The 13,806-nt window shown below is 34.0% G+C and carries 9 protein-coding genes; 7 read left to right on the top strand and 2 right to left on the bottom strand.

The features are described 5' to 3' along the window. The first annotated feature begins 36 nt into the window (after window positions 1-36). Genes ACFSTG_RS10130 through ACFSTG_RS10160 form a run of 7 tightly spaced genes read left to right on the top strand, consistent with a single transcriptional unit; the run spans window position 37 to window position 10,175 of the window. On the top strand, window positions 37-2,829 hold the full coding sequence (locus tag ACFSTG_RS10130) for a type I restriction endonuclease subunit R (protein WP_380752015.1): 2,793 nt from the start codon (window positions 37-39) through the stop codon (window positions 2,827-2,829). Then, window positions 2,830-4,488 carry a class I SAM-dependent DNA methyltransferase gene (locus ACFSTG_RS10135; RefSeq protein ID WP_380752018.1) on the top strand — a complete coding sequence of 553 codons (1,659 nt, stop codon included), beginning with the start codon at window positions 2,830-2,832 and terminating at the stop codon, window positions 4,486-4,488. It begins immediately after the preceding gene. Beyond that, window positions 4,488-5,969 (top strand): restriction endonuclease subunit S, encoded by a 1,482-nt coding sequence (locus ACFSTG_RS10140; protein WP_380752021.1) that lies wholly within the window; start codon window positions 4,488-4,490, stop codon window positions 5,967-5,969. The genes ACFSTG_RS10135 and ACFSTG_RS10140 overlap by 1 nt, the downstream gene beginning before the upstream one ends. After that, entirely contained in the window at window positions 5,959-7,602 is a 1,644-nt protein-coding gene (locus ACFSTG_RS10145; protein ID WP_380752023.1) for a restriction system-associated AAA family ATPase, read from the top strand. The genes ACFSTG_RS10140 and ACFSTG_RS10145 overlap by 11 nt, the downstream gene beginning before the upstream one ends. Then, complete coding sequence (locus ACFSTG_RS10150) at window positions 7,599-8,651, top strand: HNH endonuclease (protein ID WP_380752026.1); 1,053 nt, start codon at window positions 7,599-7,601, stop codon at window positions 8,649-8,651. Before ACFSTG_RS10145 ends, ACFSTG_RS10150 begins: the two co-directional genes overlap by 4 nt. A 2-nt stretch (window positions 8,652-8,653) precedes the next feature. Then, window positions 8,654-9,577 carry a phospholipase D family protein gene (locus tag ACFSTG_RS10155; RefSeq protein ID WP_380752029.1) on the top strand — a complete coding sequence of 308 codons (924 nt, stop codon included), beginning with the start codon at window positions 8,654-8,656 and terminating at the stop codon, window positions 9,575-9,577. Window positions 9,578-9,587: 10 nt separating this feature from the next. Beyond that, the gene (locus ACFSTG_RS10160) at window positions 9,588-10,175 is read left to right on the top strand and encodes a hypothetical protein (RefSeq protein WP_380752032.1); all 588 of its coding nucleotides are present in this window, start codon (window positions 9,588-9,590) and stop codon (window positions 10,173-10,175) included. A gap of 112 nt (window positions 10,176-10,287) precedes the next feature. Here ACFSTG_RS10160 and ACFSTG_RS10165 read toward each other — a convergent pair whose 3' ends face one another. Both ACFSTG_RS10165 and ACFSTG_RS10170 read right to left on the bottom strand, forming a co-directional pair. Beyond that, entirely contained in the window at window positions 10,288-12,471 is a 2,184-nt protein-coding gene (locus ACFSTG_RS10165; RefSeq protein WP_380752035.1) for an ATP-dependent helicase, read from the bottom strand. 109 nt (window positions 12,472-12,580) lie between these two features. Next, window positions 12,581-13,468: a hypothetical protein gene (locus ACFSTG_RS10170; RefSeq protein WP_380752038.1), complete on the bottom strand. Its 888-nt coding sequence runs from the start codon at window positions 13,466-13,468 to the stop codon at window positions 12,581-12,583. Window positions 13,469-13,806: the final 338 nt, after the last annotated feature.

Raw genomic sequence — 13,806 nt, forward strand, 5'->3', positions numbered from 1 at the left:
CCCCTACTGCTAAATTCTTAAAATACTGCAGTTATATTGAACACCGAAAAATCTACTCGCCAACAATTAATTGACCAACAGCTGAAAGAAGCTGGTTGGGATGTCAATGACAGAACCCAAGTAGCCGAAGAGTTTTTTTACATCAATTCCAACGGAGTTTCAGAGTCTTCAAGCAACTACGGCAATAACAACTTTTGTGATTATATCTTGCTGGGCAAAGACGGTAAACCATTAGCTGTTGTAGAAGCAAAAAGAACATCAAAAGATGCTCAACAAGGTAGAGAACAAGCTAAACAATATTGTTACGGTATAAAAGATGAGCAGGATGTAGATCTGCCATTTTGCTTTTATACTAACGGAAATGACATCTTTTTCTGGAATTTAGAAAATTATCCTCCCAAAAAAATAATTGGCTATCCCACTAGAGATGATCTAGAACGTTACAAATATGTAAGAAAAAGAAAGAAGTCTCTAGCTACTGAATTGATTGATACTGACATTGCAGGCAGGGACTATCAAATTCAGGCGATTCGTAAGGTCATGGAATCCATCGAGAAGAAAAGAACAAAATTTCTTCTTGTCATGGCAACAGGCACAGGTAAAACTAGAACTTGTATTGCTTTGACAGACGTATTAATGAGAGCAAGCTGGGCTGAAAAAGTCTTATTCCTAGTAGACAGAATTGCTTTACGCGAGCAGGCCTTGGATGCTTTTAACGAACATTTACCCAATGAACCCACCTGGCCCAAACGAGGTGAAAAAACTATAAAAAATGACAGACGAATTTATGTTTCAACCTATCCAACGATGTTGAACATTATTCGTGATGAAAGAGAAACTTTATCTCCACACTTTTTTGATTTAATAGTAATTGACGAAAGTCATAGATCTATCTACAATACTTATCAAGAGGTACTACAATATTTCAATACAATTACCCTTGGTTTGACTGCAACTCCAACTGATGTTATTGATCATAACACGTTTCAATTGTTTGAATGTGAAGATGGGCTGCCAACCTTCGCTTATAGTTATGAAGAGGCTGTAAATAACATACCTCCCTATCTATGTGATTTTCAAGTAATGAAAATACACACCAAATTCCAATTTGAAGGGATTCACAAGGGTTCAATTAGCCTTGAGGATCAGAAAAAGCTAATCCGAGAGGGAAGAGATGTTGAGACTATCAACTATGAAGGGAAAGAAATAGAAAAATCAGTTAGAAATAAAGGCACCAATGCTCTCATCGTTAGGGAATTTATGGAAGAATCCATAAAAGATCCTAATGGTGTCCTCCCTGGAAAGAGTATCTTCTTCTGTCAGTCTATCGCTCAAGCCCGACAAATAGAAACCGTATTTGACTCCTTATATCCAGAATATAATGGGGAACTTGCAAAAGTTATGGTTTCCGATGATCCTCGTGTCTATGGTAAAGGAGGATTATTGGATCAATTTAAAACCAAGAATTTCCCTCGTGTTGCCATTAGCGTTGACATGCTAGACACTGGTATTGACGTTAGGGAATTAGTGAATTTGGTTTTTGCTAAACCTGTATTTTCCTATACCAAGTTCTGGCAAATGATCGGGCGTGGAACAAGATTGCTAGAGCCAACAAAAATTAAACCCTGGTGTACCGAAAAAGACGTTTTTCTTATTCTTGATTGCTGGGATAATTTCGAGTATTTCAAGCTTAATCCAAAAGGAAAAGAAAACAAATCACAAATTCCGTTACCGGTTAGATTTGTAGGTATCAGAATTGACAAAATTGAAGCCGCTTTAGAATTAGATGAGAAGGAAATTGCATTAAAAGAAATAAATTTTCTAAGGATGCAAATTCAGGACCTGCCAAAACAGTCAGTAGTTATTCAAGATAATAAAGCTAAAATTGAGAAGACTTTATCTACAGAGTTTTGGAAGAGTATTTCTATTAAAAACTTAGAATTCTTAAGAAATCATATTCAGCCTTTATTCAGGACAATGTCCCAAGTTGACTTCAAAAAAATGAGGTTTGAAAAAGATGCTTTAGAAACATCACTTGCATTTTTACGACAGGAAGATGAAAAATTTGCAATTCTAAAGTCGAATATACAGGAAGAGGTAGGGCTTTTACCTCTAACGGTAAACCTGGTTGAGAAACATAAAGCATACATTAAACAGGTGTTGCACGAAAAATTCTGGAGTACTGTCACTGATTCTGATTTTGACCATCTGGCAAAGACGCTGGGTCCATTAATGAAATTTATTGATAAACTGAATGGTAAATCAGAAATGGACCAGCTAAACCTTCAAGATATTGTCACCAAAAAAGAATTTGTAGAATTTGGACCTAAAAATGAAGCTGTAAGTATCTCTAAATATAGGGAGATGGTCGAATCAAAAATTTCAGAAATGATCGACCGCAACCCTATTTTAACTAAAATCAAAAATGGAGAAAATGTCACTCCCGCGGAAGCTGAAATTTTAGCGGAAGAACTTCAAAATGAAGATCCGCATATTACCGAAGCTTTACTTCAGAAAGTTTATAACAATCAAAAAGCTAAGCTGGTTCAGTTTATTAAGCATATTCTCGGCATCGAAGTATTAGAAAGCTTTGATGAAACCGTAAATAAAAAAGTAGCTGAATTTATAAAAGAACATAATACATTAACAACAAGACAAATTGAGTTTCTGAATCTTCTAAGAGATTATATTATTGAACGTGGGAATATTCAAAAACGAAATTTATTAGAAGCTCCTTTCACAGTTATACATCCAAAAGGAATAAGAGGCGTATTTTCACCAGCTGAAATAAAAGAAATAGTTACCCTAACCGAACAACTAGTTGCATAAATGAGTTTATTACAACATAACCCAAACATCAAATCAAAAATTCAGGACTTATGGAATAAGTTCTGGAGCGGCGGTATTTCCAACCCCTTAACAGCTATAGAGCAAATCACCTATTTGCTCTTTATGAAAAAGCTTGATGAAAATGACAAGGAAGCTCAATATAATGCTGAATTTACAGGCGATCCTTTTACTTCCATTTTTGATGGTTACTTTTTACTACCAGGAGATAAACCAAAGCAAAGTATTTCTAAGGAGGACCTGGAAAGATTAAAAAAAGAAAAAGGCATCGAAAAGGAGAAGTTGCGCTGGAGTGAATTTAAAAGATTGCCTTCTGAAGAAATGCTTCAGCGTGTTCAACAATATGTTTTCCCTTTTATAAAAGAAGATTTAGATAAAGAGGACTCTCCTTTCGTGAAGCATATGCGGAATGCAGTGTTTATAATTCCTAAACCTTCACTTTTAACTGAAGCAGTTAAAATTATCGACTCCATTTATGAGGAAATTGAAAAGGATGCTTCTGAAAAAGGCCAGGATTTCCAGGATATTCAGGGAGATGTTTACGAATATCTTCTTAGCGAAATAGCAAGTGCTGGTAAGAATGGACAGTTTAGGACACCAAGGCACATCATTAAATTGCTAGTAGAATTAGTTGACCCCAAGCCTGGAAATCGAATTGCCGATCCAGCCTGTGGTACCGGTGGGTTTCTGTTGGACGCTTACCAGTATATGGTAACTCAACTAGATGACAATAAGGGTAAAAAAGAAAAAGATGAAGATGGCTTCATTAGAACTAGCAAAAGTGCAAAGCTTACTTCTGAAGTAAAGGAGACTTTAGATCAAAGCCTCCAAGGTTATGATATTGACCAGACCATGGTTAGGCTTGGACTTATGAACCTAATGATGCACGGAATTAATAACCCACAGATAGACTATAAAGATACCTTAAGTAAGTCTTATGAGGAATCCTCTCAATACAATATCGTCCTGGCAAATCCTCCTTTTACAGGAAATATCGATAAAGGAGACATTAATGAAGAGCTGAAACTAGGAACTACTAAAACTGAACTTCTATTTATCGAGCGTATTTATAATATGCTTAAAATTGGAGGAACAGCAGGAATCATTATTCCTCAAGGAGTTTTATTTGGTAGCGGTAAAGCTTTTATGGAAGCAAGGAAACTAATGATTGAAAAAAGCCAATTAAAAGCGGTTATAAGTGTTCCAAGTGGAGTTTTTAAGCCTTATGCAGGAGTGAGTACTGCTCTCTTAATTTTCACCAAAGGAGGTGAAACCGATGAGGTTTGGTTCTACAATTTGGAAAGTGATGGTTATTCACTTGATGACAAACGTCAAAAAGATCCTAATAGCTATGGTGATTTGCAGGAAATAGTTACCAAATATAAAAATGCTAAGCCAGATTCGGAAAACAACAGAGAACTTAAATATTTTACAGTTCCTAAAAAGGAAATTATTGCAGAAGGATATGACTTAAGTTTTTCAAGGTATCACAAAGAAGTTCTTGAAGAAATTGAATATGAAAAACCGGAAAGAATCCTGGAAAAATTAATGGGCAAATATAATGATCAAGGAGAGTTGGAGGAAAAAGGACTAGAGCAGGAAATTAAAGAGAAATTAGAAGACCTGAAGAAATTATTTTAATGGAAAGTAAAAATTGGACTTCAGATAAACTTGAAAATCTTTGCGATATTATATTAGGAAGAACTCCTAGTCGCAATAAGAATGAATATTGGGGCAAAGGCATTGATTGGGTAAGCATTTCCGATATGAAGCAAAAGCTTATATTCTCTACCAAAGAACAAATCACGGTTATAGGTGCTGAAAAGAGTCGCTCCAGATTAATCAAAAAAGGAACTCTTCTGATGAGTTTCAAATTGAGTATTGGAAAACTAGCTTTTGCCGGAAAGGATCTGTATACTAATGAAGCAATCGCGGCTCTCCCAATTAAGGATAATAACAAAATAAATAATGAATATTTATATTATTTGCTGCAAAACATACCATTAATTGGAGGTAACCAAGCCGTAATGGGAAAGACCCTTAATAAGACGTCTCTCCAAAAGCTGCAAATTCCTTACCCAAAATCTATAGAAAAACAAAAAAGAATAGCCCAAGTACTATCTGACTGTGAAGATTTAATTGCCAAACGTAAAGAAAGTATTGCTTTACTTGATGATTTGGTAAAGAGTACTTTTTTAGAGATGTTTGGGGATCCGGTAAGAAATGTTAAAAATTTTGAATTAGTGCCACTCGCCACATTGGGAACCATTGACAGAGGAGTTTCCAAACATAGACCTAGAAATGCACCGGAGCTATTAGGAGGTGTTCATCCTTTAATACAAACTGGTGATGTCTCAAATTCAAACACTTACATTACAAGTTTTTCCAGTACCTATTCTGATCTTGGCTTAAAACAGAGTAAGAAATGGCCAATTGGAACACTTTGTATTACAATAGCAGCAAATATTGCAAAAACTAGTATTTTGAGCTTTGAAGCCTGTTTTCCTGATAGTGTCGTTGGTTTTATAGTAAATAAAGAATCAAATAATCTTTATGTACATCATCTATTTAGCTTCTTTCAAAGAATCTTAGAAACTAATGCACCTGCAGCTGCTCAGAAAAATATTAATTTAAAAATTTTAAGAAATCTAAAGGTCCCTAAACCACCAAGAAAATTACAAACAGAATTTGCTGGTAAGATATCTGAAATTGAAGAACTTAAAAATCTATACCAATTTCATCTTTTAGAGTTAAATAATTTCTACAATCGATTAAGCCAAGATGCCTTTAAAAGAGAATTGGACTTAGATAGGATAGAATTAAAAACAACTGAAATCAACACTAATTTTTCTTTTGACATTGATGAGGTTAAAATTTCAGTAGAAAAACCTTCTAAAAACAATATAAGTAAGAAAAAACTAGCTGAAATTATTTTTTCAAGTTTTGGAAAAAATGACTTTTCAATAGACACACTTCGATCATTAATCTCTGAAAAGTATGAAAAACAGTCCACGGAAGAATTGAAATCTTTGCTTAAAGATTTACTCGAATCGAATCAAATTGAGCAAACATATAATCAAAAGGAAAAACAAATAAAATTTAGGGTAGCTAATGAAGCTTAAAAAGATAAAACTTCTTTCAAAATTTCGAGGCTTACCTAAAGGCTATCAAATCGAATTCAATACCGAAAACACTTCTGAAAGAAAAATTGAACCCATTTGTTTCGTTGGTTTGAATGGTTCCGGAAAATCTAACATTTTAGAACTAATAGCGGAAATTTTCTATTACCTAGAAATTTATAGCCGAATTAATAAGAAGTCAAATGAGCTAGCCTATCCATTTGGTTTTCACATTGAATATTTTCTTCCCCGAATAATACATGACGAGAATAGTTTTCCATCAGGAAGGATTGGAAATTTAAGTATCGAAAATCTAAATGGCCACAGACTAGTCCAGATCATCAAAAAACCTAATGAACTGCCTACAGGGAAGGTTCTCATTGATGATAACATTGTAGAATTTTCTCACGAAAAGACAGTAGATTTCTTTTCAATGGTTTTACCAAAGTCTATAATTGGATATACTTCAGGTTTAAATGAATTACTTAGCAATCCTTTTATCAAAATGGATTTGGAATATTCAGACGAACTAAAGAGGAAGGCTAATGAGGCAGCAAGAGCTACCTTAGACTTAAATAGGTTGTTCTTTCTTAATTACAACTCCAGTAAAATCTTTGCAATTAGCAATTTTATATTCGATGATACCAATTTAGCACCTTTAAAGGATGAATTAGATATTAAGGATCTTCTTTCTTTTTCAATTCATTTAAAACTTGAGAAAGAGAAGCATAAGAAAGATTATTTACCCTCAGAATTGAATCAAGCTATCTATTCATTTCAGGAATTAGATCCTTTGTTTTCTGAAAAAGAAAGTTCAACAACTAAGGTAGATCGGTTAGAATATACTTTCAATTTTCAAGTCGATGGTGAGAAAAAACAAGCTTTTCAATTTAAATTCCAAACGAAATTCAATCTCCTTAGGATTTTATATAACTTTCAAATGTTGAACATCCAGCTTATTGGTTCTAAAACTAAACGTAACATAAGAAACGCTCGAGCTGGTACCCGGGATAATTTATCGGATATTATTCCTAAAAAGGAAAAGGAAAAGCTGATTTTCTCAGTTGATAGCATTTTATTTGAAAAAGAAAACGGTAATAAGGTTTATTTAAAGCAGCTTTCAGATGGAGAACACCAATTGATGCAAATAATCGGAAGTCTAATCCTTTTAGATCAACAAAGCACATTATTTCTATTTGATGAACCTACTACCCACTTCAATCCAGAATGGAGATCAAAATTTATCTACTTAATTGATAAGTCCCTTGAAGGTCACTTGAAAAGAAAACAAGAAATATTGCTCACTACACATTCACCTTTTATTATTTCAGATTCTAAAAGAGTCAACGTCGTAAGAACCTTTAATAGGAATGGAAGAAATTATGAATTCCCAGAAGAAGAAACATATGGCGCATCCATTAGGTTTTTATTGAATAGATTGTTTAACCAAAAACATAGCATTGGAGAATTCTCATTTCAAGAGCTAAAAAAATTAGAGTTAGAAATTGACAGTTTAGAAAACGAAGAGCAAGCTGAAGATATTAAAGCAAAATCTCAAGGTTTTGGAGATTCGCCCGAGAAAATAAAACTCTTCAACAAATTGGCTAACAAGTTAAATACTATTTCTAAAGAATGAGGCAATTGTATAAATTTAGAAATTCAGATTTGGATGATTTTCATGGATATATAGTTTTCTTTTTTGAGTCAATTTATTTCCAATCCCTAACTAATTATAATGATTGGAATAATTATTTTATTCATTCTGAACTGAAGCCTTTTGTAAAGGCTACTCGAAAATTAAAACCTTTACTTGAAAAAATTCATGAGGAGTTTTTAAAGGTTAATCAGTCTGAAAAAAAGTTAGTTTTTGATTCAGCCCGAAATAGCCTGGATATTCAAGGTATTTGTCATTCCGAAATTCCATTAGCCCATAAAAAGGATTTATCTAATGATTTAGGGAACGCTATTCATGCACTATTCCACTACATCTATTATCAACTTCCACAAACTAAAATTTTTACAGATAAATATGGAAAACTTATAAATCATTACGAAGAGATTAAGCGTTTGAATAATGATATCAAAAGTTGTCCCTTTTGTGGCCTTCATCCAATAAAACCACTTGAGTCAAAAACCAGACAAACTTATGACCATTATTTGCCACTAAGCCATTATCCATTTGTAGGCTTTAACACACAAAATCTGGTTCCCACATGCAAACCGTGTAATGAAGATTATAAGAAGGACAAAGAAGTCCTTCATAGTGATACTAACAGGCAAAATAGGAGAAAATTAATCTTTCCTTATGGTAATTATGCCTTTAGTCCTAAGATTAAAATTGATGTTTTAGATTACGATCCGGATACATTAAAAATCAATCGATGTTTAGTGAATATTGGGACTGAAGAAAATATATGCTTAGACGAAATGAGAACATGGTGTGAGATTTATGAAGTTGATACACGCTATAGAAATATTATTGTCAATGATTCTGATTCCTGGTTCGATGAATTTTTAGAATTTCATACCCAACAACAAATTGACCAACCTATTTTAACTAAAGAGGATAACTTTCAGACATTTATGAATTCAATTAAAATTCAGGAATCGACTAGTAATGTCATTTTAAAACGACCGTACTTCAATTCAATGAGTACCTTAACCAATGCCTTCAGTAATAATTAGTTATGGCCCTTTTTCTTAATACCAATAAACTAAACTATTGGATTCCCAAGCTTATATCAGAAGCGGAAAGTGAACTCATACTAATTGTTCCTTATATTAAAGTCTCTCAAAAAATTGTCGAAGCTTTACAACAAACAGACGAAAAAGGAGTGGATATAACGCTGGTATACAGAGAGAACAAACTTTCAGAATCTGAAAAATCAAAATTAACTTCATTTCAAAATCTTACCCTTCTCCACCACCCTAATATTCATTGTAAATGCTATTACAATGGAGATCTACTTATTTTAGGATCGATGAACCTATATGAATATTCAGAAAAAAACAATAGAGAAATGGGGGTTCTACTTCATCAAAGAAGGATGGAAGATCTTGGAGAAGCCTTTAACGGATGGGAATCTGATAGCAAAAAAATTTTTGATGATGCCATTTTAGAAATCAAAGAAATTATAAACGGTGCTCAGATTGAAAAACTCAGTGATAAAGGAAAAGCAAAAAACTTCAAAATAGAAATCATCAAAACTGATGAAGAATTGGAAATCGAAAGATGCGAGCGATTCAATAAATATTTTCTAAATAAAAAATTCAAGGCCTTTGAAGAAACCGAAAACAATTGGCTATCAAAATGTGAAAATTATTTTGATAAAGTCGATGTGCTAATAGAAAATAATAGAATTGCTATCCGATTTAATTTACCAGAAGGTGAATTAAAAGGCTTATATCAAAAATGGATGTCATCCTATCAGGAATATGAATTTCCTTCAATTAAATATTATTGGAATTACCATACATCCAGTCTTCTTATTTATAGAGATTACAAGAGTTGTAATTGGGATGAGCTAGGAATAGGAAAAGAGTATCACCAAAAATTGATTGCGGGAATTGATAATATTATATCAAAGTATAGAATATTAACTGGAAAATAAATTTATCAAAATGAAAATCAAAAGAATGAAATTAAAATTATTCATACTACTCTTAACCTTCTCAACGGTTTCCCACTCACAAATATCAGAAAATACGGGTATTTATTTCGCCAAAGAGTTCAGTAAAGATCAGGCATTATATAAGGCTAAAGAATTTTTAATTACTGAACTAATCAATGTAGATTCAACTCCTACTAAATTTGAAGTAGATCCTTTAGCGGCAGCCTCTTCAGGTGAGTTAACTTCTCTAATGTACTCCTGTGAGGAACAGAATATGAGTGGTCTAATTTTTGGTTTTTTTGGTAATAGATGGAATGAAAATGGAGTGAATTATCAAGCTTATGCATTCAGAAATCTAAATAAATCGGACGCTCTTGAAATTCTTTCTAAACTTGAAAAAATAATTGATGAAAACTCAAAATACATTAGATCAGATTCGGACACAAACAACATTTCTTTTACTTATCAAGACATAAAATTTCTGATCTATAGAGATGGAGGAGAAAAAATTAGAGTGTTTTGGAATGGATTTGATGCTGAATGGGAAGAAACGGCATTTAATAGAACCAGAAGAAGATTTGAAAGAAGAATAGATTAACATGTCTATGGAAATTTCCTTACAAAATGTTTTCTGGAAATCGACTAACTAGTTTTTGTTGTACATTTTATAAACCCAGCTTCTATAGATGCTATAAATACTAGGCAAAAGCTTAATCAAAATTAAAATCAGGTAAAGTTGCAGGATCAGTCTTTTCAGAGATAGGTTCCGGTTTTACGTTTTCTCTCTCCGGCACTACAATTTCCACCAAGTCGGTGGGAAGTTCATTTAGAAAATATAAGCTCAATTCCTGTTTTCCAACTTCAACAAATTTTTGATTAAAGTCTGCCCTTGGTATAACTTCTGTTCTTTTATTTTTCTTATTAAAAACCGTCACACTCTCGTTCTGCGAATTGATCACCAGCACTTCCTGTTCATCGGGAGTTTTTGATTTATAAGTGCCACGGAGGTGGATTGCTTCTTCATTCTTATTAAATTGGGTGTGCAAGCTCCTAACATTCCTATACAGTTTTAGATGGTCCTTAGCTCTTGTCATCGCAACATATAAACACCTCCGTTCTTCTTCTACCGCGTCTTCACCTTCTTTTATAGTACGCGTTGAAGGATAAGTATAAGGATTTACATTTGTTATGTGGACTATCTTTGACTCCAATCCTTTGGCAGAATGAATAGTAGAAAGGGTCACTACATCTTTATCTATTTCTTTACCTATTTTTAACGTAGTATCGGCTCGGGGATCGAGAACATACTCTGTAATAAATTCTGAAATACTTCCGGTAGATTTAGCCACTTCCTCTAAAACCTCAAAATCAGTAATTCTATAGGTCCATTCCTCTTTATATCTTTTTGAAAGGAGGTCGTTCATGGAGTCAACAGCCTCCCGAATAGCATTAGCCGGGCTATTGATATGTTCATGTATAACTTCAAGTATATCGGGGACAGAATGAATCAGAGTTCTGTATTTTGAGTGTCTCAAATATCGCAGTATTTCGACAAAGGAGGATAAAGTGAGAATATCAGAAATAATTTTCGTTGCAGAAACCTCCCCTATCCCATCCCAAAGTTGTAAAAAGCGGATCCAGGCAATTTCATCATAATTATTAGCAACTACTCTCATCCCCGATGCTACATCACGAACATGAGCTGATTGCATTAACTGAGTTCCTCCAAGTTTTATATATGGAATTTTCTTTTGCAAACATGCTCCTTCCACTCTTGATAATGCCCAACTAGATCTCCCCAATACCATGGAGTCTGAGTAGCTACAGTCATTTTCATTAACACTTCTAATTATGTCGTCGGTAATGATATTAGCCTCTTCCCAATCATTTTCAGTGTGAATAATTTTTGGTTTATTCCCTTGGCCTCTGGAAGCTTCAAGCTTTTTATCGTAAGTAAGTGGGGATTGCTCCAGTAACCAGTTAGACAAATCCAAAATTTCTTGGGTGCTTCTATAATTAAGAATCAATTTTTGCGCTTCTGAATCTGGAACATTGGCAGTAAAAGAATGTATAGTTTTAAAATCTGCACCTCGAAAAGCATATATGCTTTGAGCATCATCTCCCACACAGAACAGCTTAGAATGTTCAATAAAGGACTGTAAAAGTTTATACTGCAATGGGTTTGTATCCTGCATCTCATCAACCAGAATGTGCTCCCATCTTTTTGTCACTGCCTTCCTTATCACTTCATTTTTTTGAAGAGCATCAGCAACTATGTTGAGCATATCATCATAATCTACATAACGCCTGGTAACCTTATAGTCGATGTACTTTTGAATTACAGGTCCTATTAGAGCCCTATCATTTTCAATAATTATTTTTAGCTCTTCATCCCCCTTGTCGGAATTACAATACCTTAAATGTTTTATAGCTTCAGATAATTTGCACAAAGTATTTACAGCGTAGGAATAGATAGCAACAACAGTTGCTGCTTTTAATTTTTCTCCCTGACTATCTTTAAATTGTTTTCCAACAGCCAACCCCATAGCACTTATTCGATCATCTTCGTCTAATAAAGTGTATTTACTTTGGGGAAAATAATCAGGATAGGTATGCATGATTTCATTGCACCAGGAATGAAAAGTCCGGCCTGATATAGCCCCGGCATTAAATGGTCCAGAAACAGAAGATTTGACTCTTTCCACAATCTCCTGCGCAGACTTTCGGGTAAAAGACAAGACTGCAATTTTTTTAGGCTGGACTCCCGATTTGATTAAAAACTCAGCACGAACAATAATAGTTTTTGTTTTTCCGGTACCCGCTCCTGCCAACACCAAAAGGTGTTTCCCTTGGAATTCGGCTGCCTTTTTTTGATAATCGTTAAGTGTGATCATGGAATTCTAGTCTATTTAGATCGTAACTGATCATTCAAAAATAGATTTTCGCCCAGTCGAACTTCCGGAGTAAAAAACCAGGACTGAAAAATACAGTATTCTATTCGGTTTAAAATACTTTTATATTATACTGTAACAATTTACGTGGAAGGTTATCGTCTAAATTTGAAATGTCGTCATCATTTAGTTCGATCAGATTTAGATCGTACTTCTGATATATTTCCAACTTCTTCTTTTTCCTCTCTAGATATTTGGGATCATTTTCCATTCCCCAATATTCCACATAAACATTTTCTGAAGGAATAAAGAAATCACAATACAACTCTTCTTCAATAGGTACTTTTCGCTCATAAGCATGAACTACTCCGTAATAATAAAGAGCATCGTCAATCATCACCTCTCCTCTTGATCTTACATTATGCCCGTCCTTAGTTCGATATTTGGGAGGAAAAGCATCTCTGAAATTATTTTTTTCTTCAGAAAAACTATTCGCGCTTTCTGCTTTTCCAGTTGTCTCATCTTCCTCCTCCTCAAAAACTGACTTTAGACTCTTATTGTTCAAGATAGCATCAGGCCAAAGGACGTATTTGTTGCCAGATTGATAATGTTCTTTTTGGAGTCCGCCAATTCTTTTTCCCTGTTTAGTCACAGCCCACCCCGCAATATCCTTCTTCACCCAACCAAGCTCAGATAAAATGAGGTTCATTTTTTGGGAAGAAGTATTGAAATGTTTGGCAATCTTTGTTGCACTTAGAAAAGATCCATTAGATTTTTCTGAAGATGACTCTCCTGATTTTGTGCCATTTTTAGGCCACACAATGTATTCTCCGTACTTTGGGTTATTCTTGGTTTTACCTCCTTTTTCAATTCCAAGGTCGGTAAGAACCCATTGTTCCCCTTTCCTTTGAATTAACCCTTTTTCCTGAAATGTTTGAAATAAGTCACTGGACTTCACATTCAACTCCTTGGCTAGAGCAGAAGTAGATAAATAACTCATAAATTAGTTTTTGATTCTATTTTATTTGAGCGGTAGGGGCGCACAACATCAGGTTTTGATGCATTAGTAAATATAGAGAAATCTTTGAAAAGCTAAGAGGTTATTCCTTGAATTGCTCTTGTTTACCTGGAAGGTATAATATCTTTAGGATATTCACCCATTACATCAGCTCCAATTCCAGCGTAAACGATTTTACCTTCAAATGTAAACCTACTGTTCATGTGCAGTTTTGCAGCTTCTAAACGTAAAGGAAGGTCTAGTTTTTACATGAATTTGCGTACACAAGAAACGAATTGTCGATTAAGTTATCGTTTTAAAGGTAGTTAAAATGTCATTTT

Source organism: Salinimicrobium flavum, from assembly GCF_042684505.1.
Lineage (GTDB): Bacteria > Bacteroidota > Bacteroidia > Flavobacteriales > Flavobacteriaceae > Salinimicrobium > Salinimicrobium flavum.

What these genes read in the sequence shown, in the direction of transcription:
- ACFSTG_RS10135 (WP_380752018.1), top strand. Translation starts at nt 2,830, where the DNA reads ATGAGTTTATTACAACATAACCCAAACATCAAATCAAAAATTCAGGAC.
- ACFSTG_RS10140 (WP_380752021.1), top strand. Translation starts at nt 4,488, where the DNA reads ATGGAAAGTAAAAATTGGACTTCAGATAAACTTGAAAATCTTTGCGAT.
- ACFSTG_RS10145 (WP_380752023.1), top strand. Translation starts at nt 5,959, where the DNA reads ATGAAGCTTAAAAAGATAAAACTTCTTTCAAAATTTCGAGGCTTACCT.
- ACFSTG_RS10150 (WP_380752026.1), top strand. Translation starts at nt 7,599, where the DNA reads ATGAGGCAATTGTATAAATTTAGAAATTCAGATTTGGATGATTTTCAT.
- ACFSTG_RS10155 (WP_380752029.1), top strand. Translation starts at nt 8,654, where the DNA reads ATGGCCCTTTTTCTTAATACCAATAAACTAAACTATTGGATTCCCAAG.
- ACFSTG_RS10160 (WP_380752032.1), top strand. Translation starts at nt 9,588, where the DNA reads ATGAAAATCAAAAGAATGAAATTAAAATTATTCATACTACTCTTAACC.
- ACFSTG_RS10165 (WP_380752035.1), bottom strand. Translation starts at nt 12,471, where the DNA reads ATGATCACACTTAACGATTATCAAAAAAAGGCAGCCGAATTCCAAGGG.
- ACFSTG_RS10170 (WP_380752038.1), bottom strand. Translation starts at nt 13,468, where the DNA reads ATGAGTTATTTATCTACTTCTGCTCTAGCCAAGGAGTTGAATGTGAAG.